The 26,884-nt window shown below is 43.3% G+C and carries 20 protein-coding genes and 1 tRNA gene; 10 read left to right on the plus strand and 11 right to left on the minus strand.

All coding sequences use genetic code 11. The features are described 5' to 3' along the window. The first annotated feature begins 7 nt into the window (after positions 1-7). Complete coding sequence (locus JO154_RS15185; protein ID WP_291946942.1) at positions 8-3,040, plus strand: hypothetical protein; 3,033 nt, start codon at positions 8-10, stop codon at positions 3,038-3,040. A gap of 501 nt (positions 3,041-3,541) precedes the next feature. On the opposite strand, the gene rpsG is transcribed toward JO154_RS15185, so the two are convergent. The 3 genes from rpsG to JO154_RS15200 all read right to left on the minus strand — a co-directional run bounded on the left by rpsG (position 3,542) and on the right by JO154_RS15200 (position 5,838). Next, a complete protein-coding gene (gene rpsG, locus JO154_RS15190) occupies positions 3,542-4,009 on the minus strand; it encodes a 30S ribosomal protein S7 (protein WP_291946945.1) in 468 nt (155 codons plus the stop codon). 31 nt (positions 4,010-4,040) lie between these two features. Beyond that, a complete protein-coding gene (gene rpsL, locus JO154_RS15195; RefSeq protein ID WP_291946948.1) occupies positions 4,041-4,424 on the minus strand; it encodes a 30S ribosomal protein S12 in 384 nt (127 codons plus the stop codon). A gap of 316 nt (positions 4,425-4,740) precedes the next feature. Further along, positions 4,741-5,838, minus strand: coding sequence for a branched-chain amino acid aminotransferase (locus JO154_RS15200; protein ID WP_291946951.1), 1,098 nt, complete (start codon positions 5,836-5,838; stop codon positions 4,741-4,743). A 130-nt stretch (positions 5,839-5,968) separates the two neighbouring features. On the opposite strand from JO154_RS15200, the gene JO154_RS15205 reads away from it, so the two are divergent. The 4 genes from JO154_RS15205 to JO154_RS15220 are packed head-to-tail and all read left to right on the plus strand — an operon-like array spanning position 5,969 to position 8,126. Next, positions 5,969-6,469, plus strand: a complete 501-nt coding sequence (locus JO154_RS15205; RefSeq protein ID WP_291946954.1) for a hypothetical protein — start codon at positions 5,969-5,971, stop codon at positions 6,467-6,469. A 16-nt stretch (positions 6,470-6,485) separates the two neighbouring features. Next, a complete protein-coding gene (gene rdgB, locus JO154_RS15210; protein ID WP_291946957.1) occupies positions 6,486-7,067 on the plus strand; it encodes an RdgB/HAM1 family non-canonical purine NTP pyrophosphatase in 582 nt (193 codons plus the stop codon). A gap of 21 nt (positions 7,068-7,088) precedes the next feature. After that, positions 7,089-7,523: a thioesterase family protein gene (locus JO154_RS15215; RefSeq protein ID WP_291946961.1), complete on the plus strand. Its 435-nt coding sequence runs from the start codon at positions 7,089-7,091 to the stop codon at positions 7,521-7,523. Between the two features lie 12 nt (positions 7,524-7,535). Next, positions 7,536-8,126 carry a nitroreductase gene (locus JO154_RS15220; RefSeq protein WP_291946963.1) on the plus strand — a complete coding sequence of 197 codons (591 nt, stop codon included), beginning with the start codon at positions 7,536-7,538 and terminating at the stop codon, positions 8,124-8,126. A gap of 21 nt (positions 8,127-8,147) precedes the next feature. Here JO154_RS15220 and JO154_RS15225 read toward each other — a convergent pair whose 3' ends face one another. Continuing rightward, positions 8,148-9,725: a glycerol-3-phosphate dehydrogenase/oxidase gene (locus tag JO154_RS15225; RefSeq protein WP_291946965.1), complete on the minus strand. Its 1,578-nt coding sequence runs from the start codon at positions 9,723-9,725 to the stop codon at positions 8,148-8,150. 116 nt (positions 9,726-9,841) lie between these two features. Here JO154_RS15225 and JO154_RS15230 point away from each other — a divergent pair, with 116 nt between their 5' ends. The 5 genes from JO154_RS15230 (at position 9,842) to JO154_RS15250 (ending at position 16,605) form a co-directional block, all read left to right on the plus strand. Beyond that, positions 9,842-12,382 carry a mechanosensitive ion channel domain-containing protein gene (locus tag JO154_RS15230; protein WP_291946968.1) on the plus strand — a complete coding sequence of 847 codons (2,541 nt, stop codon included), beginning with the start codon at positions 9,842-9,844 and terminating at the stop codon, positions 12,380-12,382. Between the two features lie 116 nt (positions 12,383-12,498). Further along, positions 12,499-12,572: transfer RNA gene (locus JO154_RS15235), tRNA-Met, on the plus strand. Between the two features lie 167 nt (positions 12,573-12,739). After that, positions 12,740-13,573, plus strand: coding sequence for a hypothetical protein (locus JO154_RS15240; RefSeq protein WP_291946971.1), 834 nt, complete (start codon positions 12,740-12,742; stop codon positions 13,571-13,573). A 754-nt stretch (positions 13,574-14,327) separates the two neighbouring features. Next, positions 14,328-15,458: an ankyrin repeat domain-containing protein gene (locus tag JO154_RS15245; RefSeq protein WP_291946974.1), complete on the plus strand. Its 1,131-nt coding sequence runs from the start codon at positions 14,328-14,330 to the stop codon at positions 15,456-15,458. Between the two features lie 148 nt (positions 15,459-15,606). Beyond that, on the plus strand, positions 15,607-16,605 hold the full coding sequence (locus tag JO154_RS15250; RefSeq protein WP_291946979.1) for a hypothetical protein: 999 nt from the start codon (positions 15,607-15,609) through the stop codon (positions 16,603-16,605). Positions 16,606-16,608: 3 nt separating this feature from the next. Here the strand turns inward: JO154_RS15250 and bla are convergent, their stop codons facing one another. From bla to JO154_RS15285, 7 genes are all read right to left on the minus strand, one after another. Beyond that, positions 16,609-17,529 (minus strand): class A beta-lactamase, subclass A2, encoded by a 921-nt coding sequence (gene bla / locus JO154_RS15255; RefSeq protein ID WP_291946983.1) that lies wholly within the window; start codon positions 17,527-17,529, stop codon positions 16,609-16,611. Positions 17,530-17,614: 85 nt separating this feature from the next. Then, the gene (locus tag JO154_RS15260) at positions 17,615-18,166 is read right to left on the minus strand and encodes a hypothetical protein (protein ID WP_291946986.1); all 552 of its coding nucleotides are present in this window, start codon (positions 18,164-18,166) and stop codon (positions 17,615-17,617) included. Positions 18,167-18,187: 21 nt separating this feature from the next. Then, positions 18,188-18,877 (minus strand): bifunctional 2-polyprenyl-6-hydroxyphenol methylase/3-demethylubiquinol 3-O-methyltransferase UbiG, encoded by a 690-nt coding sequence (locus tag JO154_RS15265; protein WP_291946989.1) that lies wholly within the window; start codon positions 18,875-18,877, stop codon positions 18,188-18,190. Between the two features lie 130 nt (positions 18,878-19,007). Next, positions 19,008-20,441 carry a hypothetical protein gene (locus tag JO154_RS15270; protein ID WP_291946990.1) on the minus strand — a complete coding sequence of 478 codons (1,434 nt, stop codon included), beginning with the start codon at positions 20,439-20,441 and terminating at the stop codon, positions 19,008-19,010. Positions 20,442-20,447: 6 nt separating this feature from the next. Next, complete coding sequence (locus JO154_RS15275) at positions 20,448-21,650, minus strand: glycoside hydrolase family 27 protein (protein ID WP_291946992.1); 1,203 nt, start codon at positions 21,648-21,650, stop codon at positions 20,448-20,450. 56 nt (positions 21,651-21,706) lie between these two features. After that, complete coding sequence (locus JO154_RS15280) at positions 21,707-23,389, minus strand: RagB/SusD family nutrient uptake outer membrane protein (RefSeq protein ID WP_291946994.1); 1,683 nt, start codon at positions 23,387-23,389, stop codon at positions 21,707-21,709. A gap of 36 nt (positions 23,390-23,425) precedes the next feature. After that, complete coding sequence (locus tag JO154_RS15285) at positions 23,426-26,866, minus strand: TonB-dependent receptor (RefSeq protein ID WP_291946995.1); 3,441 nt, start codon at positions 26,864-26,866, stop codon at positions 23,426-23,428. Positions 26,867-26,884: the final 18 nt, after the last annotated feature.

A 26,884-nucleotide genomic window follows, 5' to 3' on the forward strand; every position in this document is an offset into this window, starting at 1 on the left:
CCCCCGTATGAAAAGGAAACTTTTACTATATGTTATCTTCCTGTTAGCACTATTTCAACAGCGAGCTCATGCCCAGAGTGGCTTAAGCGGTATCAACTATCAGGCGGTAGCGCGAAATGCAAATGGTACTACCCTTCCCAACCAATCGTTGCAGATAAGGTTTACCATCTTGAGCGGCTCCCCTGCTGGCAATGTGCAATATCAGGAAACACAGGATGTTACTACGAATCAGTTGGGGCTGTTCACTTTGCAGATCGGTAAGGGGACGCCAGTGAGTGGCACATTTGCAGCAATACCTTGGGCCCAAGCTAATCAATATCTGCGAGTAGAAGTATCTACCGGCGGCAGTAATTTTTCAGAATTGGGCACCTCACAATTAATGAGCGTACCCTTCGCCATGTTTTCTGCTAACAGTGGGACTCCTGGGCCAGTAGGACCAGTGGGACCAGCAGGACCGACTGGGGCCACGGGACCAACAGGAGCAACTGGGCCACAGGGGCCAATAGGACCGATAGGACCAATTGGGCCAATAGGTCCTACAGGACCGGTAGGTGTACAAGGGCCAGCAGGACCAATAGGACCGATAGGACCAACTGGTGCAACAGGAGCAACTGGTCCACAGGGACCAGCAGGTACTATTACTGGCATTCCAGCCGGAGGAGACCTGAGTGGCACTTATCCTAATCCAACCGTTGCGAAATTGCAGGGAAAACCGGTCGTTACTACCGCGCCTACAGCGGGGCAGATACTAACATTTGATGGTACCAATTGGGGCCCGGCTGCTAACACTGGAGGAATAACCATCCCTTACGCCGCCACCTTTAATCTTCCTGGTACACTGTTGTCATTGACCAATAATGGCGATGGTACACAGTTGGAAGGCATCGCCAATTCTACATCCGCTAATATTTCCGCTATTCGGGGAACGATATCCTCCACCACACCTGGTGGTTTTGCAACAGCGTTGAGAGGAATCAACAATGGAACAGGGGGACTTGGCATAGGTGTATGGGGATCGCAAAATGGTGCCGGCTGGGGCGTATATGGGACTACCCCAACGGGGATTGGTGTTTATGGAAATGCGACTGGGTCTGGGTTTGGCGTATATGCTAACTCCAGTTCGGGAACAGGTCTGTATGCCACCAGTACTACAGGCATGGCAGGAAATTTCGCTATTTCCAATAATGCCAATACCAATAATGTGCTGACTGTTACTACAAGTGGTGCTGGCGCAGGCATTCAGGTCAGTGCCAGTGGTGGTGGTAATGGCATAAATGCCACTAGTACAGGAGGTTCCGGTGTGAATGCAACATCCAATATTTTGTCTGGTGCAGGTGTACTTGGGCATCACACCACTGGAGGGGAAGCTATAACCGGGCTTACCACCAGTAATACTGGTTCGCCTACAGGTGCAGTAGTTGGCCGAAATGATGGCCCTGGCTATGGTGTAGAGGGTTTTGTGGCTACAGATGCCTCTGGTAATGGCGTAGGCGTATTGGGCCGTGTTGGCGTAAGTGGAAGTTCTGGGATGGCGGGTAAGTTTGAGAACATAAACAGTGCTAATAATATCAGTACCGTGACGGTCACCACTGCCAGCGGAGGAAATGGCATAGATGCAAGTTCAAATGCAGGATTCGCCGTACATGGCACCGCTAATAATATTTCGGGCGGTGGTATAGTTGGGGATAACAGTGCAGGAGGAGAAGCCGTAACAGGACGGGGAAATAGCGCTGCTGGCATTGGAGCAGTAGTAGGTAGGAATGATGGAGGTGGATATGGCGTATATGGATTTATAGCTACTAATACGTCTGGAACCTCGGCTGCTGTAGCGGGCCGGGTTGGGATATCTGGTTCCAAGGGCCGAGCAGGATTTTTTGAGAATACCAACAATACCAACACCAATAATACAGTGGAAGTAGTGAATATCGGGCCTGGGGTGATTGCAGATCATAGCCAAGGTAATGCCGCTAATTTCTTCATGAACAATACCTCTGGAGTTGGCGCCGGAGTACGTGGCGAAGTGAATAGTATTTTCGGTAACAATGGAACCGCTGGAATATACGGGGTAGCTTCCGGAACAGGTGGATATGGTGGCTATTTTGAGCATACCAGTGCCACCGGTTTTGGACGCGCGTTATATGTTACCTCCCAGGGACAGGGTTCTGCAACAGAACTAGACCACAATGGTCCAAGCGGCAATACCGTTTTGATTCAGTCCTTCAATGCTACCAATACAGATAATACCTTACAGGTACTCTCTTCTGCCAATGGTTCCATTGGGGACCGTTCTTTGGGCAACGTCGGTAATTTCGTTAATTCTAATACCACCTCAGTGGCAGCCGGTGTGAGGGGCGAAGTAACTAGCATCTTTGGTAATCAGGGTACTGCTGGCGTTTATGGTGTTGCTTCCGGAACGGGGGGTTACGGCGGATATTTTGAGCATACTAATTCAACTGGTTTCGGAATTGCACTCATGGTTAATACTAACGGCCAGGGATCCGCATTTGTCGTAAATCATAACGGATCAACCGGGGATCCGGCAATTTTTCAGGTAGGTGGTTTTAATATGGCACGTATTGATCGCACTGGTAGGGGCTTCTTTGATGGAGGTACCCAGACAGGTGGTGCGGATATGGCCGAGGCATTTGATGTAAGCGGAAATGTATCCAACTATGAACCAGGTGATGTTTTAATCATCGATGTAGACAAGGATAGAACTGTTGTTAAATCCAACGAAGCGTATTCCACGCTGGTAGCGGGCGTATATGCCACTAAACCGGGTATGTTGATGACAGAAGAGCATATAGATACAGATCTTTCAGATAAAGTACCTATGGGCGTGGTAGGTGTAATTCCTACTAAGGTATGTGATGAAGGTGGTGCAATTCATCGTGGGGATATCTTGGTAACCGCTAGCAAAGCGGGTTATGCCATGAAAGCGGATCTAAATAAATTAAAACCGGGTCAGGCGATAGGAAAGGCGCTGGAAGAGATGAAGGTTGGTGAAGGGAAGATTCGGGTATTGGTAAATGTGAAATAACCAGTAGTAATCAGTATAAGCCAAATGGACCGGGCACAGTTTTGTGTCCGGTTTTTTATTTGGAATATTTAGGGAGACACGAGATTATCGGGCGAGCTAGGATTCTATGGAGGTTCAAAATGATAAAGGTAGTCAGCTAACTGTTGGATGTTGCTGGGTTAGAATTTTGGGAGACATGAGTCTGGCTGGTGGGATGGGATGCACTGATTGGGAGTTGGGAAAAGAGCATAATAAGGCTTATCCTATTGGGGGGTAGGATTTGAGGATGCATGGGTTAATAGATGGGATTAAGAAGAATGGAAATGTATAAGTAAATGGCCTTAGTCAGGCGACTAAGAATTGGTAAACTTACGGTTAGAGCAGTTGTGCGGGGAACTAGCGCATGTTTGGAGTGCAGGGGGAACGAACTTCTATGTGGGGGCTTACTAAGCATAAAAAGGCGAACAGTCCCGATAACAGAACTGTTCGCCAAATATATTGAGTTTGCCCGGAGGGCAAGAACTATACTCTGAAGTGAGAGAAAGCTTTGTTAGCTTCAGCCATACGGTGAGTATCTTCTTTCTTTTTGAAAGCGGCACCTTCACCTTTGCTTGCAGCTACGATTTCATTCGCCAGCTTATCAGCCATGCTCTTACCGTTTCTTTCGCCAGCGAAGCGAACTAACCATTTGATGCTCAGAGATACTTTTCTATCAGGACGAACCTCAGCAGGAATTTGGAAGGTAGCACCACCGATACGGCGGCTTCTAACTTCTACAGCAGGAGTTACGTTAGTCAATGCTTTTCTCCAAACCTCGTAACCGTTTTCGCCGGTCATTTGGCTCACTTTATCCACAGCATCGTAGAAAATTTTATAGGCAATGCTCTTTTTTCCTTGTTCCATAACGTTATTAACAAAGCGGGTAACCAGCTTGTCATTAAATCTTGGATCAGGAGCCAGAGGCAATTTCTTTGCAGCTTGCTTTCTCATTTATATTGAAAATTACTACTAGTTATTATTATTATTTTTTAGCCTTTTTGTCCTTTTTGGTACCATACTTGGAACGGCTCTGTTTTCTGTCTTTCACACCTGCAGTATCCAAAGAACCGCGAACGATGTGGTAACGAACACCTGGTAAATCTTTTACCCTTCCACCACGGATCAGTACGATAGAGTGCTCCTGGAGGTTATGACCTTCACCTGGGATATAGGCAATCACCTCAACTTTGTTTGTTAAACGCACTTTCGCAACTTTACGCAATGCGGAGTTAGGTTTTTTAGGCGTAGTAGTGTATACACGAGTACAAACGCCACGGCGCTGAGGGCAGCTATCTAATGCCCTGGACTTGGACTTAGCCCGGATAATTTCTCTTCCTTTTCTTACTAATTGTTGTATAGTAGGCATTCTTTACCTAGTTTTTTATGTCTGTTTACAATGACATCCAAATTTCCCATATGGGAATTTTGGGACGGCAAAGGTAAAACTATATAAGTGAATAACAAAATTGTTTCGAAAATTTTTTGTCACACCGTCAGTGGGTGCAACTACCCCGGAAGTGGCTTCGGGTCCAAGGTAATTGATACGCTTACCTTTAACCGGAACGCAAAGGTATGATTTCTCAATTAATCTACCATAAAAAATTCCCAAGGCCCCTAAAAATAAAGACTTATGCCTCCCGAGGGACATAAGTCTCTATAAAAATAATTATATAACAAGCTGATTATTCGCCCACTATGTAGTTCCAGTTATGGATATCTGCCGATTTACCAGTACGCATACCATCCAGTCGGCGGATCACTTCGGAACCTACTTCATATTTAGTGGTATCCAGTTTCAGGTGATTGTCTTTGTAAGACAGCTCCTCTACATAAGCTACGCTGGCAGCGGTACCTGTACCGAAGACTTCACGGAGGGTACCATTATTATAAGCTGTTACGATTTCGTCAATGGAGATTGGGCGTTCTTCAACAGTCAGGCCCATATCATGGAGTACTTCCATCACACTGCCGCGGGTAACCCCTTCTAGGATGGTGCCCTGAGACAGATCAGGAGTGATGGCAGTATTGCCGATGATAGCAAAAACGTTCATAGTACCGCATTCTTGCAGGTATTTATGTTCGTAACCATCTACCCAGAGGATTTGGTCATAGCCTTCTTTCTTCGCCTGCATAGTAGGATACATCGCACCACCGTAGTTACCGGCAGCTTTTGCGAAACCTACGCCACCAGGAAATGCACGTACATATTTATCCTGCACCAACAGTTTAATTGGTTTGTTGAAATATGGTCCAGATGGAGAATTAATAATAGCAAAACGGTAAGTCTCGGAAGGACGTACACCGATAAACTCATCTGCCGCAATCATAAACGGACGCAGGTACAGGGAACAGCCTTCTCCTGTTGGCACCCAGTTACGATCCAGGTCGATCAGCATATCCAATCCGCCAATGAACAGCCATTCAGGTACAGATGGCATCCCCATTCTTTCTGCGGACAGATTAAAGCGTTTGTAGTTATCGTAAGGCCGGAAGATGATGGGGTTACCCGCTTGATCTTTATAAGCCTTGATACCCTCAAAAATGGCCTGACCATAGTGCCAGGCAGCGTTGGAAGGACTTACTGAAAAGTTCTGGAAAGGGATAATTTGTGCGTTGACCCATTCTTTACCGTCGAAATCTGCTACCAGCATATGGTCTGCATATTTCTTCCCAAAAACCAGATTATTAAAATCTACCTCACCTATTCTACTGTGTTCTGTTTTGGTGACTTTGATCTTCTTTACAGCTTCTTCCCTTGCTGTTGATTTAGCTACCATCATGGTTAATCAATTTTATCTCAATATTTTTACACTTTCGTTGCTTGCGTCACTGCCTGAAAAGGCGCGACTGTGCAAATAAACTGATTTTTCCCCACGCGGGGCTTTCATATAATAATTAATAATAATAATTATGTCGCTTGAAGATTTGCAACTGGACCCCTTCTTTTTGGCTAAACTCTTTGCCCAGCCGCTGATTCCAGGTAAAACACCGGAAGCTGTACCTGTGCAAAAACTGCTGCCGAAAGTCAAATATTTAGGAGAAAATCAAAAAAACGTTGCGCTCTTCATACAAAATGAAAATGAACCCTATTTAAACGACGAATTATTCAACCTCTTAACCAATATATTAAACGCTTGTAAACTGGGAATGCAGGATGTAGCCCTCATTAACATCAGTTCACAGCCGGAATTCACCTTCCGCGACTGGCAACAGTCACTGAAAATAAACCAAGCCGTTGTATTTGGGATTGCACCGGGGCAACTCTCCATCGATGAGCTTCCCTCCTATCAATTGTTTACAATAGGAGAAAGTGCGGTCCTGTTTTCTGACCATCTGCAAATCATTGGTACAGACAAAGCACTTAAAGCCAGGCTCTGGTCCGGACTCAAACAATTATTAACAATCGCTTGATTATAAATATTTTAGGATGAAATTAATTTTTGCGACGAACAACGCGAATAAAGTAAAGGAATTTAAATCTTTGGTAGGCGATCATTTAGAGATCATTACCCTCCATGAAGCAGGCATCGACATAGACATTCCAGAACCACATGATACACTGGAGGCAAATGCCCGCGAAAAGTCTGAAACCATTCATAAGATGACAGGCACCGATTGTTTTGCTGAGGATACTGGACTGGAGATCGACGCCCTTAACGGCGCTCCAGGGGTACTTTCCGCCAGATATGCCGGAGAACAAAAGCTAGCATCCGATAATATTGTGAAAGTATTGCAGGAACTGAATGGCGTCATCAATCGCCAAGCGCAGTTCAGAACGGTTATTTCCCTTATTCTCAATGATAAAGAATATCAGTTTGAAGGTGTTTGTCGTGGTACGATTACCACTGCTGTGACTGGAGAAAAGGGTTTCGGATATGATCCTATCTTTGTTCCAGAAGGAGCTACCAAATCCTTTGCAGAAATGGATCTGGGAGAAAAGAACAAGTATAGTCACCGTGCGAAGGCCTTCCATCAGTTTGCCGCTTTCCTGAATACTATCAAAGCATAATCATCTCCCTAAAACCTAAAAATGGCAAGAATTAAGCTCGATTTACCATCAAATTTTAGTTTCAGCATTAATATACCAGTCAGGATACAAGATGTCAATTATGGCGGTCATGTGGGCAATGATGCGATCCTTAGCATCATGCACGAATCCCGTCTGCAATACCTGTTACACCTGGGTTATCCGGAACTCGATCATATCACCAATACTGGTTTGATTATGGCGGATGTTGCCATCACTTACAAAGGAGAAGCTTTTCATGGCGATATCTTGAAAGTGGAAGTCACAGCGGCTGAATTCAGTCCTTTCGGTTTTGAACTGTATTACCGCATCACCACTACCCGTGAGGAGAAAACCATCTCAGTAGCAGAAGCTAAAACCGGTATGGTATGCTTTGATTATAACACTCGTAAAGTATCCAGGCTGTCCGCCGAAATGAAGGCCAGTCTTGAAAAATAAAAAAGAAAGAATATGGTAGATACAACAGCAGCCACTTTGGTGGATAATGTGATTAGTCGCAGACGCAATATCAAACCGACCAGCATGAATGGTCAGAAAATTGCAGACGAAACAGTTCAAGAACTGCTCCAGATGGCCGATTGGGCTCCCACCCATGGCTACACAGAGCCTTGGTATTTTGTAGTGTTTGGAAGCGAAAAGGTACAGGAATTCTGTACTGCCCATGCAGACCTGTACAAGCAGTATACTCCTGCTGAAAAGTACATCGCCGGTAACTATGATAAACTAAAGACGCAAGGCGATCTCGCGTCTCACGTAATAGCTATCTGTATGAAACGTGGCAACAAGCCCAATATTCCTGTTGTGGAAGAAGTTGCTTCCGTGGCATGCGCCGTGCAGAATATGTGGTTAAGTGCCACTGCACGTCATATTGCTGCTTACTGGGGTACCGGTGGAATGACCTTTCACCCTGCCATGAAAGATTACTTGGGATTAGGAGACGAAGACCAGGTGCTTGGCTTCTTCTACCTGGGCTACACCGATGAACCAGCAGTAGCGGGTCGTCGCGTAAAACCGATGGAAGAAAAAGTAAAATGGATGTAATCTAATTGCCGGCGAACGATATTAGTTCGCCGGTTTTAATATATAGGTGGCAGCAATCGTATTAAAGTGTTCCAACTGCTGGGCAATCCAGCTCTCGTCTTTCCGTAATTCATTCGCCATTATAGCAGCAACGGCAGGGGCTATACGTAGTGCCTCCTGAGCGTCCAGGAAAAGGAGTCTTACCCTGCGAGAAAGAAAATCGTCTATGGATCTCGCCATCTCTTCTCTCACCGCCCATACCACCTGCGATTTTCTAATACCAAATTCCTCGCTCAGCATTTCATGCAGTTCCGGTTGATCTGCTTCTAGATCGCGAAGCCTGACGGCATCACTACCATAAAAGTACCAGGGATCATCCCAATTGGCCTGGCCCTGAGCGCCGTGGATAGGCAGTTCCGCCGTTACAGACTGGGTTGGTTTCCAGACTAATACTTTTTCCAATCTCTCCACAACATCTTGTCCCATACGGCGATAGGTAGTCCATTTCCCTCCGATGATCGTTATGAGCTGGGAATCAGCCACGATTATTTTATGGCTACGGGAAATCTCTTTCGTTTTATGCTTTTCTGTCTTTGCAGCAGCCAGCGGACGGAGTCCGGCCCAAACACTCTTGACATCCGCACGACTCGGTGGAGCTGCCAGGTACTGATCCGCAGTGGTGAGAATGAAGTTTATCTCCGCTTCCAGGGCATGCGGTTGCAGCGAGATCGTATTGGTAGGCGTATCGGTAGTGCCCACCACTACTTTATTATGCCATGGAACGGCGAATAGTACCCGTCCATCGCTGGTCGCGGGAATCATCAGGGCATCATGACCGGGAAGGAATTTTTTATCCAGCACCACGTGGACACCCTGGCTGGCCGCAATAGATTTCGGAGCAGCGGGATTGTCCATTTCCAGGATATCATCCGCAAATACGCCCGTAGCATTGATGACACCATTAGCGTTTAGGTATATATCGTCTCCCCCATCCAGTATATCCCTTACCGTTAGACCAGATATGCGTCCGAATTGATCCTTATGTAAGGCCGTCACTCTCATATAATTGAGGACAGTGCCGCCTTTATCCACAATGGTTTGGGCTAGATTAATAGCGAGGCGGCTATCGTCGAATTGGCCATCGTGGTATAGGACGCCACCTGCCAGCTTATCGGGTTTCAGGGTGGAGAGTCGCTCCAGGGCTTCTGCTCGGGATATATGTTTCGATTTACCGAGACTTAGTCTCCCGGCCAGCCAATCATACATTTTCAATCCGATCGTGTATTTCAGATTTTCCCACCAATTGAAAGTTGGGATAACGAAAGACAGATTTCTGACTAAATGGGGAGCATTACTTGCCAGCAGGCCTCTTTCCCTGCTGGCCTCGCGCACTAAGCCTACATCTCCCTGAGCGAGGTACCTGACGCCACCATGGACCAGTTTGGTACTTTTACTAGAGGTAGACTGTGCAAAATCCACCTGTTCGAGGAGTAGGGTGCGGTAGCCCCGTGTAACTGCTTCCAGGGCGGCTCCCAGTCCGGTAGCACCACCACCGATTACAATAATATCCCAGGGCTGGAGGTCAGTTCTAAGTGTAGCAACGATTTCTTCTCTTTTCATAGACAGCGATTTTCCTGCAGTGGATACCTCATCTAAACGATACAAGGCAGCAAATGTTTGGACTGGGCAAACTTTTAACCATTAAAAAGCGTTCCTGTAAATGTCGCTAGTATACCATGAAGAACAGATACAGAACCATATTTTCACTTCTCTGCTGCTGTTTTACGCTACTGTTTTGCCAGCAAAGCCTTGCACAGCGGAAGAAAATCGTACCCATCACCAGCCAGATACATGATACCTTAAAGCCGGTAGACAGTGCCACTATTAGTCGGAATCTCAAACGACTGGCGGCCGATACCAGCAAGGGCGCTCTTATCCGGCGGTCTGATACCACGGTAGCCCTGCTGATTAACCGCATCGAAAATTATACGTTGTTGCTGAACCAGGAAATGAGTTCCTTGAGAAAGGGATTTGACACCATGGCCATTAGTGACAATTTGCCGTTGGTAGACAGTTCGTTGGCATTGGTGAAAAGGAATATAGGCGGGCTTTCCAGAACTCCGAATCTCAACGATATCCAGACCAACAAAATGATGTTGGAGCAATTACAACGTAAGCTTAGTTCCTGGCAATCCATATTATTCTCCTATTATGATCAGTTGGTGCTCATTAATGATACGATTCATTCTTTGCGTCGGGATACGGCTATGCGTAATATTCCATCGGAAGATGAGCTGTATGGATTTTATGTCGGGCAGTTATCTAATCTGATTACCAAGTTTCGATCGGTGGATAGTGCCAATAGGATTAACCTGATAAAGATTGGGTTGTTACAGAATAAAGTGGCGAATAGATATATCGAAGTGAGTGATTTGTTGGAAGACATGACCTATCGCCTGCAACTGTTTACCCAACATATGTTCAGCCGAGATTACCGGTATATCTGGAATCCGCATCGGGATAGTATAAATCCGTTGAGCTTTGTGCATGTAGCCCGACAGTCGTTGCATAAGAGTACGAAAGTCTTGGGGCTATTCTTTTCCATTCAGTGGCCGGTGATATTTATATGGATCATACTGGCCGCGCTATTTGCCTGGTGGACTTATAACAATATTCGGCGCATACGAATAAGGCATGAAAAAGAAGAAGCGGAGGCTATCCTCACACATTCTAAATATTTATCTCGATATCCAATAGCTAGTACGATTATCCTTATCTCCACCTTATCGGCGGTATTATCTATCCGTTATCCGGTGTTATATACAGAGCTCACCTGGATGATTACGCTGGCGGCAGTTTCGCGAATTTTTCGAAAGGAATTGTCAGAGAAATTATTCCGAGATTGGCTACTACTCGCCGGGTTATTAATTTTATATTCCCTGAATAACCTGTTATTGGAGATTACTTACGCCGAGCAATGGGGCATTCTTATAGGCGCTATTTTCTCTATACTATTGGGGTTCCGACTACTGCACGAAGAGAGTATACACAGCTTTGCCGCGCCGAAATTTGTGCGACCCTTGTTTAAATTATTCATTATTACAGCGGGATTATCGTTGGTGATGGTATTGATTGCAAGGGTAAGTCTGGCTAAGATTTTAGGGTCCAGTGCAGTCGTCAATACCGTGATGGCAGTGAATCTTTATATGTTGACCACCATTTTGCTAGAAGCCGTTTATTTACAGATAGAAGCCAATAAGAGCAGTAGCAGTTTTATTTCCTTTGTAGACTTCCAAGAAGTACAGCGTAAACTTCGTACGTTGTTTACCGTAATGGCGTTTATTGGTTGGTTGATGGTTGTAGCGCGAAATCTGTATGTGTATGATGACATTTATGATTGGGTGATGACCTTCCTTTCTACCTCGCGGACATTGGGCAATTTAGAGTTCTCCTTCAGTAGTATCATTGTATTTGTGTTGGTTATCTGGGTTGCGTTTATCGTTTCTCAGTTGATCTCCTATCTGTTTGGCACCTCAGGACAGCAGGCAGCAGGTAAGAAAAACAAGTTGGGTTCCGCCATGTTGCTGATTCGGCTGGCAGTGTTAGCAGGAGGCATATTGCTGGCATTTTCCGCCTCCGGCATTCCGATGGATAAGATCACCATCGTAATAGGCGCGTTGGGGGTAGGTATAGGATTTGGGTTACAGAATATTGTCAACAATCTGGTATCGGGGATTATCCTGGCTTTTGAGAAGCCGATAGAAGTAGGCGATGTCATAGAGTTGGGGACGCGTTCCGGGATAGTGAAAGATATAGGCATACGTTCCAGTAAGATATCCGCGTATGATGGCTCAGAGGTGATTGTGCCGAATGGGGAACTGATATCTCAGCAGTTAATCAACTGGACATTGAGTAACCGTACCCGTCGGGTGGAGGTAGTGATTGGAGTGGGTTATGGCAGTGAAGTCGAGAAAGTAAAAGAGATTATTTACAGTGCCTTTCCTGAGCGAGAAGGGGTATTAACCATACCTGCGCCAGTGGTTTTATTGAGTCAATTTGCCGATAACGCTATTAATTTCAGAGTTTTATTCTGGATTTCTGATCTGGGGAATGCAGGTAGTTTGCAGAGTGACGTACTGGAGTATATTTACGATGCGCTGAATAAGGCAGGTATTGAATTGCCTTATCCACAGCGGGATTTGCACATTCGAAGCATCGATGAAGACGTATTAAAATCATGGGAAAAAGACAGTCCTTCTGAGGAGGAAAAGGAGTGATTTCAAAAAAAATTTAAAAAAAGTTGTCACAACATTTTGATTATTCATTTTTTAGCCGTTATCTTTGCACTCCCGTTTTGGGAATAGCGCTACGGCGGTGACTCTCAAAACAATATGGCGAGGTAGCTCAGGTGGTTAGAGCGTTGGATTCATAACCCAAAGGTCTCGGGTTCAACTCCCGATCTCGCTACAGATAAAAAGGCTTTTAAGCAGATGCTTGAAAGCCTTTTTTGTTTTAGATTAATAGCATAATGATTATCAGAGTTTTGAGGATCATAAATCATAGATTGTATATTTGATAAGTACCCGATTTGTAAAGGTTTATAAAGTTAACTACCTAAATATTGATTCCAAGTTATGAACAAACTTCATAGTATATCAGATATTGCCACAAAATGGCGAATTCTTCGGGGTTCTCTTTTAGATAATTGGGAGATAGTCAATTTTTTGCTTTTCCACCTTAGTGAATTAAGGCCTCTAATTAAAAAAGGTTCTATTAAACAATTTTCTCTTCTTGATATAGATAATAAACCCGGAAAGTTCTACAAAAAATATAACTCAAATCTATTGCTTGGTGTTGCTGCAAGGATCGAAAAAAAGACGCTTTTTAAAACCATCCTTCTTGATCAGGTCGCGCAAACAGAAGATTTCTTGCAAGATTTGGTTTATAGGGTTTACAAAGACTATCCTGAAAGATTAGCCAGTGCTGCAAATGAAAATTCTGAAGACGAGAAGAAGTATCAAAAATTATTACACCTTATTATTAAAAGTTCTGATAAAAATGAGATAGTAGAAAGATTAATAGAAGAAAAAATAAGAGGAATTTTTTATGGAAAACCATTAGATTTTTTCATAAAGGATAAAGCTAAAATTGGATTCGATGATTATTTTAAAAATAATTTTCAAATTACGTTGAGTAAATATGGTGAAATTATAGCTAGGCGGAATTTATATACTCACAACAGCGGGAGAGTTGATAGTAAATATTTAAATGAGGTGAAATCCAGTACGTTCAAATTAGGAGAGAAAGCACCTTTAGATTTGAAATATATTACTGACACTACGAGACTTTGTGTTGGTATCTCAACCTTGGCATTAAAACAAGTAATTGAAAATACTTATAAGGGTACTTTAAAAGGGCATAATCCAAATAAGATAATAAATGATCTAAAAAAGGACTACGATATTTAGCAGGATATTCGTACCGACTGAAGTGTTTAAGTAAAGCTTGATTGTTGATAAATAAAAAATTAGATAAATTACTTGTTCCAGCTACTATGCTAGAAAGAGTTATAAATATGTTATAAGGCATTTTTGTTTCAGAGGCTTTTTTCCGATATTTGGTTTGCCATTTCTTAGGCCAATCGCCAGTAGTTGACAATTCCCAAGGAATGTAGTCGGCCGGAGTAATTTTTACCACGCACCCGTAGGGGGATGACATGGCGATGTTCAGTAAGTGATTTCATAAGCTTATTAATATAGTCATGGGTTGAAACCGAACTTCCCAGAATTTCGGATTGTGAGCCTAAGTAATAAGTAATGGCAAAGAAAAAACTTAAAATTAGCCTAGTCTTTGGAGGGTGGATTAAGTTCAAACTCTTCTGGACTAAATAAAAGTGGTTTTTAGGTCAGCCTTGGGCTGACCACTTTTTTATATAATTGATTTGAAATTTTTGGGGTCTTTTACCAATTGGTCCAATATTTATTCCTTTGCCTCTACGAATAATCTAAACCGCAAATACTTTGATAAGAAGTGTTTGCGGTTTTTGTTTTTGGCATGTGCGTGAAAAGTCATATACTCACGATATTTCTACAATATAGATCTCATTTGACCCTGATGTACTGAGTCATGTTAATTTTACCTAAAGACATTAGTAAATAGGATGACCATTATCGCGACAATCAAGATCTTTTATTTATCTTCCCCTACCACAATACCTAACCTATGTCCTTATTCAAAAAATGGTTCAACAAAGAAAAAAAACAGGAACCAAAAGAAACACCTCTACCCTGGATTGAAGCATCACAAAACCCCTGGGGAATAAGACTGCTGGATTTGCGACCTGTCACGCATACAGTGCTTGCCACATCCACTGACCCTCAATGTGCTACCAATGCTGTTTCTTACAGCGCTGAAGATGGTACTGTATTCATAGATATTGTACCTCCTGACAGCACTACGATCAGTAGCCATATCATCCTTCCTACCGATAAAATGCTAGCTCCTGGCGTTTTATTTATACCGCAGACAATGGAGCATAAATGGGCTATATACTATCATAACAATACCCTGATTTTTGTGAGGAGTTGGCTACGAGAAGTACTTGTTACTGCAAAAACTACACAAAAAGAAGACGTGCTCATTATTGAATCCATAACAGGAAAATTTACCAATAATGAAAGTCCGGAGTTCACAAGACGGTTAGTTAAGTACTTATTGATCAGCCACGCTATGGATAAAGTTGTTCCCGCTCCCCTACCATCTGAATTAGCATCTACCCCTAATGAAGCAGCATTGTGGGCATTTTCTACCTATGGTAATATTGCGCAGGTAGGTGTCTTTGACGAGCGTTTTGACCCACCAGTAGATAGACCGCTTCGATCTCACTCACTCTTGCACATTGCGGTAGCTCAAAGTAATATAAATGAAATTGAAAAGCAGTTTCAAAACGGTATTAGCCTGGATCTACTGGCAGGTGATGGCCTTGCCCCCATGCATTGGTCCATTGCAGCTCAAGAGATCCAAGCCATGGAAAAGCTATTAGCGTTGGGAGCAAATCCCGATTCTCGATCAAATCAAGGAGCAACACCTCTGATGAATGCTGTACAATCGAATAAAATTCACCATTTAAATCTGCTTTTGCAATCAGGAGCTAACCCTAATGCTACAGACATGCGTGGTTTCACGGCGCTTCACCGTGCTGCTGAAATGGGCCTTTCAGATATTGTGGTCTCCTTATTAAGAAGTGGAGCGGATAAAAATATTTCTTCAGCAGGCCATACCGCTTTATCCCTGGCCGAAGGGAGGGGGCATGAAGAGATAGTAAAAATGTTGAATGGAAATACAAAGGTTTAGAATGGTAAATAACTGTCATTTTCAGAATGCAGGAAGGTCGATTTTTATTGTTTGTTAAATATTTCTTGGGAAAATTTTTGCTACGCAAAAAGATTACGCACATCCATCATTATTTTGCCTTTAATATTATTCCACAAAAGATTAAAGCATGGATAAATCATTTGAAATTAATATTTGTATTCCCCTTGTTCCTGTATATGCACCTGAAATCCATTTATCAGAATATGTAAACAATGCACTGAAGGATATTTTGTCACTTCACCAGAAAATTGAAATCAACATTGAGGAAATTGGTTGCTACCAACTGAATATAATTGAAACGGGCAAAGAAGAGATTAAGGTTGACGATTTCCGCATTACAGCAGATATTTTAACATTTCAAATAATTGTTCCGAATACAGCGGACAAAATAGAGATCATCACCAATAATGATCATCAGATTTCAGATGAGGAGCGATTATCATTATTTATCCACATGATTGTGGATGAATTTAAACACCAAATTTTCTATCTATTGGTACTAGGTAATCTGGCCCGACCTGGAGGTATTAAAACTCGAGAAGGCGTTATTTACTTAAATAAGGAAATATTTGGATCAATTCCAGGTTTATATAGCGTTCATAGGGAAAGTCTAGATAACATCTTTCAGCTAAAGTGGCCAGTTTATAAAACCTTTGACTTAATTCAGGTTTGGAACTGGATGCAAATCAATAATTTTTCTTTTCGATCCCACAGTAAAACAAAAGTTGCCAGAGCTCTAAATGCCTTTACCTATCTATTTAAATATTCCCCTGAAAATTTAGTCTTTGATTTATTCTGGAGTTTAATTGGGATTGAAGCGCTATACTGCACCAGCAAAGAGGGCATATCTGAACAGATTTACGAAAAAGTACAACTTGTATTAGGTCCCGTTAGTGAATCAAAAAAGAAAATTAAGGGCATGTATAACTTCCGTTCACGATTAATTCATGGAGATATTGATATCCCTCCTAATAATTTCCCCTATGATGATGATCCAGATGATGAAAAATTTCAGGATGAATTGTTTAATGCTACCATTTTAGCAGTAGCAATATTAACCACTACCCTTCAGGAAATCATACTTAAAAATGAAACAGACTTAAAATTCAAATACGTCCTCGAATAAAACTCACTTCCCATACGCATCCCATACCGCCTTCGCAATCGCTGCAATCGTTCCTTCCCGCTCTGTTTCAGTTGCTTTAGCATCGGATACAAATACCGTTATCGCTACGTGCTTACCATTGGGCAGTGTAATAATACCTGCATCATTGGTAGCCGCGGTAATACCGTTTTTAGTCCAGGAGGTGCCTGTTTTATGGGCTATTTCCGTGCCTGCGGGTAATTGTGCCTTCAGGCGGTTTTTACCAGGGCCAGAGGTAGCCATTAGGTGATATAAGTATTGTTTACTTGAATCCGAGAGTACGGGCTCACGATAGAATTTTTCCAGGAGAAGCGTCATAGCGGCTGGTGTACACCAATTTTTGTATTGGGATTTCATATCGTTCTGTTGCACTTGCACCTGTTCTGTTGTGGCGATATTCATGTCTTTTATCCCCAATTGATGGATATATCGGTTGGCAACAGCCGTGCCTCCAATCACTTTCAGCAGGATATCGCAGGCACTGCCATCACTGGCGCGAATATTATAATCCAGTAACTCATCTATAGTAAGACTCACTCCTCCATTGGGGTATTTTTCACGCAATGGGCTAACACCGTCCGTTGTGAGATCCGCCTTTTCAATCTTAATGGGTTGATGGAGCGTTAGGCGACCCTTGTCTACCTGATCTAAAACTGCCATCGCTATGGGAAATTTATAAACACTTTGCATGGGTAAACGCAAATCCCGGTTGAGGGAAACCGTATCATGGGTTTCCAGCACATGGACAAATACGCCCACTTTTGCAGGTATCTTTCCCGCAATGGTGGCTATTTCAGTTCGTAAAGATTGTTGGGCAACCGCTGAAATTGAAAATTGGGTTAATACAGCTCCAAAGATGGCTGTGAATATTGATTTCCGGTCCTTCATAATGATTACAATATCCATAATTTACTTCATACGCTTCTTAAAAATCTATCGAATCCTATCTAGTTCATTGGCAGACATCCTCTATTATAACTTTTTATTGCCATCAGTCATACAAGAAAAACGTCATCGTGGCGCCCTTTCCTTTTGCGTACTCGAGGAAACGTTTGAAGGTTCGTAAATCATGACCCAAGTTATGGCCTGTATATTTCACTCCGGTGTCAGTATTAAAATTACTGAAGTACCAGGCATGTTCTACAGCTTCAGGATTAGTGAGCAGATGGGAAAAATCATTGATGGCAGATAATTTTTCTATCAATGCGTTAATTGTTTCCAAGACAATATCTATATTATTATCATATTTTCTTTTAATAGCATCTGATACCGCTTGTTCCCAACCCACTCTTCTCAACTCAGCAAGGAGCGCAGGATCTTTGAAAAATTCCTCCATTTTATAAAATACAGAGACATCTGTGGATGTAATCCTTGCAATCTGATCCAGCTCAGGCTCTCCATTGATCTGATGTCTGTCATGAATCAAACGGCAAAACCCTCTGCTTAAATAGTAACGGATATTTAATTTGGCAGCATAAAATTCATCCGTGTATATATTGTTATCTGCATCTGTTTGTATGTATATATCGACTCCGAATTCCATTATAAATATTCAATTATGTTTTCAAAATAACGAATAATAGCTATCCACTGCATGCTGGCCTGAATAATTAGGGCCAGCTTTGTCATCTGCCCCTAAATAGGATATAGGGAGATGCAGACTTCTCGGGCCTTCACACCGCAATATTTTAGTACGACTGTTGTACCCTATTTGATTGTCTTTAAAGAGCTGCTTCAGGTATTTGTGATTGTTATCACCTTGTATCTTAATATTGTTCAGATCCAGGTTGGCAGTAAACAATCCATGCGGATGCAGCGCCTGCAACGATGAACGAAGAACATTCAGTTTATCCCCAATATAGTGTAACCCATGAACACAGGTAATGAGATCATATTGTGAAGTATGCGATATATTAACCAGTGATCGAGTCTGAAACGTGACACAGTTTACACCAGGTGGTATCGACTGGAACGCGTCTACCAAATCAATTCCTATCAAACTAATATGCTGTTGTAAGCCTTTTGTGGCAATGGTTTGCGCATATTGTATCAATGCATTTCCTTCGCCACAGCACAAATCCAGCCATGATACCTGTGGTTGAGCGGATAGTTTGGTATCCAGAAAAACGGTTGGGTTAAAGTTTATATCCTTCTCATAACTATTTACGCCAACAGCCACTCGCTTGCGATTCATGCTGTTATTGGCTACAATCGGGGACCAGATTAGCTCTTTTTCTGTAAGGAGATTTTTCATTTATTAGCAACGCAATGATTTCTTACCTAAAAAAAGGAAATTCCTCCCAAAATCAGAAAAATCAATTCAGAAAAAAGGCATCTGGAGAACCAGACGCCTTTTCAAGTAAACCGTATATGCTGTATTGAACTTAACCTTTATGCACCATTGCTTTCACGGTTTTGCCATGACCAACAGGGATATCCACAAATGAAATGGCATTTCCATTGTTATCGATCATATGCTGTGCTTTTATGAAGACCTGATCTGCCTTAATACTTTTGTAATTTCCTACAAAAGCTGCACGCCATAATACATCGTGTTTTCCTTGATTTTTAAGAATGGTGGAGGAGGAAGTATGTTGTAGGGAGATGGAAGTCCCTAATAACTGTACATCACTCAAAGAAGCGGTGGTGGTGTGGCTTCCCCTGTATAAAGTGGTAATACGATTATTATCCGCATCGGGATTTATCCCCATTAATCCACGTACAATTCCTTCCACTACACCAAAAGAAACTTCCGGATATTCCCGTCTCTCTGTAGCAGGGTTGCTAAGTAATCGAATGTAGTCCAATGCCTGCTGCCAATAGCCCTCCCGGAAAAGAATCACGGGCATATAAGACATCGTTTCCACATTCCATTTACCATTCAGCAAATGCTCGATGGTTTTCTTCCGACGTGTAGCATCGTGCAACGCATCAAACCAAAGCAGAAACATCTCCCCTTCTCCTGTTCCAAATTTTCCAGCACCTGTATAGTAAGTGTAATAGCGCGATGCAGAGGCATTCCACCACTGCCCCTCTATCAACTGGCGATACACCTCCGCTTTCTTTCGGAATTCAACTGCAGCAGCGGTATCACCATTTGCAGCCTGGATGCTGGAATAGGACAACATACCGCGATAAATCGTAGCTATCAAGTCCACTCCTACCTTCAGATCCCCCACATTTTCTACATAGGAAGCCAAGCCCCTACAACGATGAAAATAATCCTGGGCATTGAAAGGCGACGGTGCATTTGGATGCAAGGGCCTCGACATTAAAGCTTCTGGCTGTAGTATCCATTTTCGTATATACTCCTCCGTAGTTTTGTTGAAGAACTCCTTAAACGCTGGATCTGCGATGTACGTTTTATCTCCCGTCCATTGAAATAACTTCCAAGAGGCGTACATGATATCGAAATTTGCATTCAGGTTATACCAGAATTCGTGGTCATTTCGATAATCTTCAGGGGCCGGTTTTCCGAATTTATTAATCTCCCAATAAGAGCACCAGTCTTTGCTTTCAGAGATATTCCGTACAAAGGAGGAGAGCATATTTTTATTTTCCCTATCCATTCCACAAATAGCTGCACCGATAGTCTGGTGCGCTACATCCCGCATACAGTACGCATCGCGGGAAGGTAATGCGGCTTCATACCAGGGACCTACGGGGTCTGATGGATTCCCCCGATAATGAAGCGCCATCTGCACGGCCCAGTTGTACGATTGTTGTAAAGAAGTATCGCTGCTGGTGAATTTCGCAGGTCCTTGCGCTTGTAGAAAGAACGGGCAAAAAACCGTTACCAATAAAAGTAATTGCTTCATGATCAATTATTTCTTTAACCGGAACATCACAATGTCATGAGATTTAATGCTAGCATTGAAAGGCTTCTCTGTTGTGCCTTCATTCTTATGGGACCAGACATTATACAAGGTGTAGCGAGCTTTGTTGTCTAGCGTATGATGAAAAATATTATCCACCACTGGTGTTTGCTGCCAGTTGAAGCTGACTGCTTTTTCTTTGCTACCACGATTCAGGAAGCAAACGGCCCAATCGCCATGTTGCAAGGGTTTAAACCAAATTTGCAGACTATCCTTATCAGAAAATTTAAATCCCTGTATCCCCATTGGGTCCTGATCAATAGCGATAACATCTTTATTGGTAAGGATTTCCTTCGTTTGAGGCGTCATCTTGCGAATGTCATTCCCAGCCATCAGCGGCGCCGCCATCATGGCCCATAAAGAGAAATGTGTTCTGTCTTCTGATAAGGTCATACCATTTCCCACTTCCAGCATATCCGGATCATTCCAATGATCTGGGCCTGCATATCTGCGCAGGGTATCCTGCAAGTCCGAAATTCGCATTACACTCAAAGCATTCCAGGTACCGTGGTTATGAACTGAGTCAAAGACTTGCCAGATATCTTCTGTAGTTCTCCAGAGTTGGCCAACAGGTGCGCCCCATTCCCAGGGTTTATTCACGCCCCATTCGCAGATACTGAAAATCATAGGATGACCTGCCTTACGCAATGCATTACTCATAGTGGTATAAGCCTCTTGGGCATTGATTCCTTTCGTATTACACCAATCGTATTTCAGGTAATCGATATTCCAGGCGGCATAATTCCTGGCATCCTGGTATTCATATCCGCGCGTGCCAGGATATTTAGCACAGGTGAGTGTTCCAGCGCAATTGTACATACCAAACTTTAACCCTTTCGCATGTACGTAATCCACCACGGCACGCAATCCATGTGGAAATTTCTTTGGATCGGGCACGAGGTTACCAAGACTATCCCTTTCCATGGCCATCCATCCATCGTCGAGAACGAGGTAGTTGTATCCGGCATCTTTCATGCCTGAATTTACTAGCTGGTCCGCCATTTCCATGATCATCTTTTCGTTGATGTCTACCTGGAAAGTGTTCCAGCTATTCCAGCCCATTGGCGGCGTTGGCGCAAGTCCTTCGAATTTCTGAGCGGAGGCTGTTTGGGTTAAAGCCAATCCCAGCATCCATATCATCCATTTTTTCATATCAGTGTGAATTATGCTAGTTCAATTATTGATTACCTATTCTGTTCCAGGAGCAATTAATTGTATCCTGGATTTTGTTGTAGATTGGTTCTTCTGATTTCTTCTCTTGGAATAGGAAGCAGATAATGTTGCGGCAGGAAGCGTCTGTCCTGTACTTTAATGTAGGAATAGGTCTTAGTACCATCCGCATTTTTGATGATCTTCATCCCTCCTAAAGGCTTATTCTCTGTAGCATCGGCAATCTTCCAGCGACGTACATCATAGTAACGATGCCCTTCCAAACAAAGTTCCACCTGTCTTTCATTCTGTATTTTTTTCAGTAGATCAGGTCCGGTCAGGGTGCCAGGGAGATCATTCACAATACCTGCACGATGACGCAGTAAATCTAAGTAGTGACGAGCATCCGCCTCATTCTTAAGCTGGTACTGCGCTTCCGCATAGTTCAAGTATATTTCGGATAAACGAGCGATGATCCAAAACTTATTCGTTTGTGTCTCTACGTTATAGTTATAAGTAGTATCCTGATATTTACGAAAACTGTAACGGGTAAGACTGGCATTCCAGGTATCCCAGCCCTGCTGAGAATCCAAACCTCCTTCATACATTTCCGCTACATTGCTGTGACCTGCGTTGTACCTGTCTTTGAAGAATTCAGCACGACCATAAGGGAGCCCATCGCAAATAATATCGCTGTAAAAACGGGCATCCCTGTTGGCATAAGGATGTTGGGGATCATATCCGGAAGTTGGATCGGTTATATCTTTTCCATCTGCAGTCCCGAATGCATCCACCAGGTTCTGGCTAGGGGCAAATGAAGACCAGCCATGGTAACCATTAGGCGCCATAAACATTTCTACACCTTGGAAAGCATCCCACATATATTGTTTGCTACCAGCTCTTGTCATAATGAGTTCTGGGTTTCTGGTGGTAAACATGTCGGCATAATTACCAGTATACAACTGGTATCCCGGTAGATCAATTACTGCTTTGGCGGCATCAGCAGCCAGTTGCCATTTTTTGGAATCATTGGAAGGATTCCATAACGGACTGGCGGCATATAACAATACTCTGGATTTCAAGGCCAGCGCGGCGGCTTTGGTAGCGCGTCCCAGTTCACCAGCGGAGTTGGCATAACTAGCTGGCAACACTGCGGCGGCCGCATCACATTCCCCTACAATGAATGTTACACAATCATCGAAACTACTGCGTTGCATATCAAATTTGCTGTTCAGATCAAATGGCTTCGTTACCAAAGGCACCCCGCCATAATCACTGATAAGTCGAAAATAGCCATAGGCACGCAGATAGGTAATTTCCGCTTTGAGGCGACTTCTCACAGTTGAATCACCTGGTACATTATCGATTTTAGAAAGGAAAGTATTACAGTCTTGTATTCGCTTGTAAGTTTCCTGCCAGATATCAAAATTGTTCAGGTTATCAGGCGTTAATGAACCGGAGTTCATGATGGAAGCATTGTAATCATCAAATTTATTGAATGCTTCATCACAGGCGGAAGACAAAGCCCATGATCGATTGGTTAGTTTATCCCAATAGTGGCCAGGGTTTGGCAGGATGGTATATTGAAAATCTGCAAAAGCCTCCGCCAACTTCATATCTTTCCATACGGACTGATCTGAAAATGAATCCAGTGGTATCTTGTTCAGCACATCTTTCTGGCAGGCCATCATACTACAAGCGGCCAGTAATGCAACTCCTAAATTCCTATATAAACTTTTCACGATTAGTAGATTTAAGCGTACACGAATAAAATAGAATTACAGCCCAATGCTGATTCCAGCCCGATAGGTTCTTGTCTGTGGATAATTGATACCCGTGATGTTATTCGTTTCTGGGTCACGGTTGAATTTCCTCATGTGGTCAATGGAAAAGAGGTTGAATCCACTAACGAATACGCGTATATTTTCAATGCCAATGCGACTATAAACACTTTTCGGGATCATATAGGACAACTGCGCAGATTTCAATCTGATGAAAGAAGCATCCATCAGCCAGAAGTCGGCGTACACGGAGTTTCGCGGATCTTTTGAATTGAAAGCACGAGGGTAAGCAGCATCTGGATTATTTGGCGTCCATCTGTTGTCGTATAGCCATTGTGGTGGGGCTACTACTGAACCTTGCATCTGAGGAAGGATCAATTGTTTTGCCATGGTTTGACCCGCCCATACGAGATCTAAAGACAATCCTTTATAACTGGCTCCCATCGTAACACCGCCTACAATTTGTGGAAACGCAGACTCAGGAATACGCACCTGATCATCAGAAGTAATGTTGCCATCGCCATTTTTATCCACGATCCATAAATCGCCAGGAGCTGCGCCGGCCATATGCGGAGAATTAGCCACTTCTTCTTTAGTGCGGTAAATTCCTTTCGTCTGGTATACCAACCAGGAACCGATTGGCAGTCCGGTAGTTTTTTGATAATCAGGAATATTAGGCGCTTCGTCTTTGAAGATCACTTTACTTTTAGCATAGGTAAAGTTGAAGCCTACATTATATTTCACCTCACCTACACTGCTGTTATAGTTAACGATGAAGTCTACTCCTCTATTAAGCGTTCTACCGATGTTTTCATCAGGCAGAGTCATACCGGAATAGTAAGGTACGGATGCGTTTCTTGGCGCCAGGATATCTTTGCGAAGATTACGGAAATAATCAACGGTTACACTCAGTTTGTTATTTAAGAGAACTGCATCCAGACCAAAGTTTCTCGTGTCTTGCTTTTCCCACGTGATATTGATATTAGGAACAGAAGCGAGATAGAGGGCCGTTGCTTCTGAATAGTTAGGTCCGAAGAAAGTATAATATTCTTTCGGGGAACCCCAGTAATCGGAAGACATATTGCTTACGAGAGAATATCTAGCGAGATACAGGTATTTCGCCACCGCATCACTTCCCATAATCCCCCAGGATGCACGCAATTTCAGGTTATCCACAAAATGGATATTGTCTTTGAAGAAGTTTTCTTCTGAAATACGCCAGCCGAGAGACACAGAAGGGAACATCCCCCATTGTTTACCTTTCGGGAAATTAAAGGAGCCATTATAGCGGCCAACCACTTCTGCCAAATATTTATCAGCATAGGAATAAGATAGTCTGCCGAGATAACTTTCCCTACCATCCTGCGTAGCACTACCTGTTGCAGACTGATCTACTGCGCTCCCAGTAAACAACTGATCCAACTGATCGCTCACCAGATTTTTTCTGAAAGCAGTGGTACGTCTAAAATTGGAAGTGGTTTGTTCATAACCCAGGAAAGCATTGAAGGTATGTTTTCCAAAAGTTCTGTCAAATGCCACTTTATAGAAGTAAGTATTTTCATTGTACACTCTTTCATCCTGTGTCAGGCTGAGAATGGCAGTACTGCTGCGCTGATTGTTATAGGTATTAGTAGCCAGGCTGAAAGAATACGCATCCCAAGGGCGAGTAAAGATCTTTTCACTGCGAAGACGGTAATCAAAAGCCATATAACCGCTAACAGAGAGACCTTTCAGGATAGAAGGCAACTGCCAGTCGAATCCTACTTTGGGTTGTACGAACAGGTCAGTAACGTTATCATAGCCAGTTTGAGAAGAGGTCATCAGGTAAGGGTTACGGCCATTCGCAATACCAGCAGAAGGGAGGCCGTTGGTCCAATGTACCGGGATAAACGGATACATACTTACCGTTTCATGCAGGATACTATTGGGAGAAATAGCTGGGTATTGCCGTTCTTCTTTCCTGGCAGCCATATCAAATGTCAGTTTCAGATTTTTAGAAACATTCGCATCAATATTGGAGCGCAGGTTATAGTTTTTGAAGTTTTCGTCACTATTAGCCCAGTTGCTTTGCTGAGAGAGGTATTGGCCGGAGATAAAGAATTTCACGGCTTCAGACCCTCCACGAACAGAAAGGCTATGATTAGTGGCTGGCGCATTCTTTCTGAACACTGCTTTCTGCCAGTCGGTGCTGGTATAATTCGGATCGTTGCCGGCTTTGTACTTATCGATATCCGCCTGCGTATAAGGCAAAGTGCTACCCAGGTTGCTGTTTAGTTCATTGTAGTAAGTCATGTACTGCCAGGAGTTTACGCGGTGATCCATCCTAGTCAGTTGTTGCAGGTCATAAGACCCTTCATAAGAAATCTGTGGCTTACCTGCCTTACCTCTTTTGGTGGTCACGAGAATGGCGCCATTCGCGGAACGAACACCATAAATAGCCGCAGACGCATCTTTCAGCACCGTAACACTTTCGATATCGTTGGGATTGAGTCGATCTATATTTCTGTCTGGAATACCATCTATCAATATCAGCGGGTCCACACCACCACTGAAGGAGTTGAAACCCCTGATATATAAAGAAGAGTTATCATCACCTGGCCGGCCAGAACGGTTGTTCGCAATGACGCCGGGTACATGACCTGCAAAAGCATTGGTAACGTTGGCGCTAGGTACTTTCGCCATTTCTTCCCCTTTCAAAAGGGCCACGGAGCCAGTCAGGGTGGCTTTCTTCTGGGTACCATATCCGACTACCACTACTTCCTGTTGCTGTGATACCAGGCGTTTCATCACTACGGTAACGAATAAACTTTTACCGAGGAGGACTTCCTGTTTTTCCATCCCCAGGAATGAAAATACCAGGATGCCGGATGCGTTGTCCGGAGCGCTGATCTGGAATTCCCCGTTATCCTTGGTCACAGTACCAGCGGTCTGACCTTTAACTTGTACGGTTACGCCGATTAATGGATCTCCTTTTTCGTCCGTCACTCTACCGCGAATAGATACTGGTGGTGGCATCGATTTTTCCGAAGCCATGCTCTCCGTATGGTTTTCCGGTTTACGGACAATAATCGTTTTGTCGATGATTTCATAAGTAACAGGTTGATGGCGGAAACAGAGTTTCAGTACTTCTTCCACCTGTACTTTGTTCACTTCAATGTCTACCCTACCTGCATTTTGTAACAGGTGATCGTTGTAAACGAAGTTGTAACCGCCTTGTCTGCTGATTTCTTTGAAGACAGTTTTTAGCGGTACATTTTTCAGTGAGAGTGTAATCGTCTGGGCATTCGTTGCAGCATTTCCCTGTATCACGAACACCAAAAGCAGAATGGTTACCAGCTTCATGGTTAATTTAATTTGGGCGAAGCGTCCTTTTGGTACTAGTGGGCGCTGATCGCCACCTCTTTTCATAAAAGTGGAATCACAAAAAACATTTTGCATATTTTTGTTAAGGTTTGG

The organism is Chitinophaga sp., from assembly GCF_019236475.1.
Classification (GTDB): Bacteria; Bacteroidota; Bacteroidia; order Chitinophagales; family Chitinophagaceae; genus Chitinophaga.

Coding starts and splice junctions, on each gene's coding strand:
- JO154_RS15220 (WP_291946963.1), top strand. CDS start 7,536: ATGGTAGATACAACAGCAGCCACTTTGGTGGATAATGTGATTAGTCGC.
- JO154_RS15285 (WP_291946995.1), bottom strand. CDS start 26,866: ATGCAAAATGTTTTTTGTGATTCCACTTTTATGAAAAGAGGTGGCGAT.
- JO154_RS15275 (WP_291946992.1), bottom strand. CDS start 21,650: ATGAAAAAATGGATGATATGGATGCTGGGATTGGCTTTAACCCAAACA.
- rdgB (WP_291946957.1), top strand. CDS start 6,486: ATGAAATTAATTTTTGCGACGAACAACGCGAATAAAGTAAAGGAATTT.
- JO154_RS15205 (WP_291946954.1), top strand. CDS start 5,969: ATGTCGCTTGAAGATTTGCAACTGGACCCCTTCTTTTTGGCTAAACTC.
- JO154_RS15270 (WP_291946990.1), bottom strand. CDS start 20,441: ATGAAGCAATTACTTTTATTGGTAACGGTTTTTTGCCCGTTCTTTCTA.
- JO154_RS15240 (WP_291946971.1), top strand. CDS start 12,740: ATGAACAAACTTCATAGTATATCAGATATTGCCACAAAATGGCGAATT.
- JO154_RS15250 (WP_291946979.1), top strand. CDS start 15,607: ATGGATAAATCATTTGAAATTAATATTTGTATTCCCCTTGTTCCTGTA.
- JO154_RS15200 (WP_291946951.1), bottom strand. CDS start 5,838: ATGATGGTAGCTAAATCAACAGCAAGGGAAGAAGCTGTAAAGAAGATC.
- JO154_RS15225 (WP_291946965.1), bottom strand. CDS start 9,725: ATGAAAAGAGAAGAAATCGTTGCTACACTTAGAACTGACCTCCAGCCC.
- JO154_RS15185 (WP_291946942.1), top strand. CDS start 8: ATGAAAAGGAAACTTTTACTATATGTTATCTTCCTGTTAGCACTATTT.
- JO154_RS15260 (WP_291946986.1), bottom strand. CDS start 18,166: ATGGAATTCGGAGTCGATATATACATACAAACAGATGCAGATAACAAT.
- rpsG (WP_291946945.1), bottom strand. CDS start 4,009: ATGAGAAAGCAAGCTGCAAAGAAATTGCCTCTGGCTCCTGATCCAAGA.
- JO154_RS15245 (WP_291946974.1), top strand. CDS start 14,328: ATGTCCTTATTCAAAAAATGGTTCAACAAAGAAAAAAAACAGGAACCA.
- rpsL (WP_291946948.1), bottom strand. CDS start 4,424: ATGCCTACTATACAACAATTAGTAAGAAAAGGAAGAGAAATTATCCGG.
- bla (WP_291946983.1), bottom strand. CDS start 17,529: ATGGATATTGTAATCATTATGAAGGACCGGAAATCAATATTCACAGCC.
- JO154_RS15265 (WP_291946989.1), bottom strand. CDS start 18,877: ATGAAAAATCTCCTTACAGAAAAAGAGCTAATCTGGTCCCCGATTGTA.
- JO154_RS15230 (WP_291946968.1), top strand. CDS start 9,842: ATGAAGAACAGATACAGAACCATATTTTCACTTCTCTGCTGCTGTTTT.
- JO154_RS15215 (WP_291946961.1), top strand. CDS start 7,089: ATGGCAAGAATTAAGCTCGATTTACCATCAAATTTTAGTTTCAGCATT.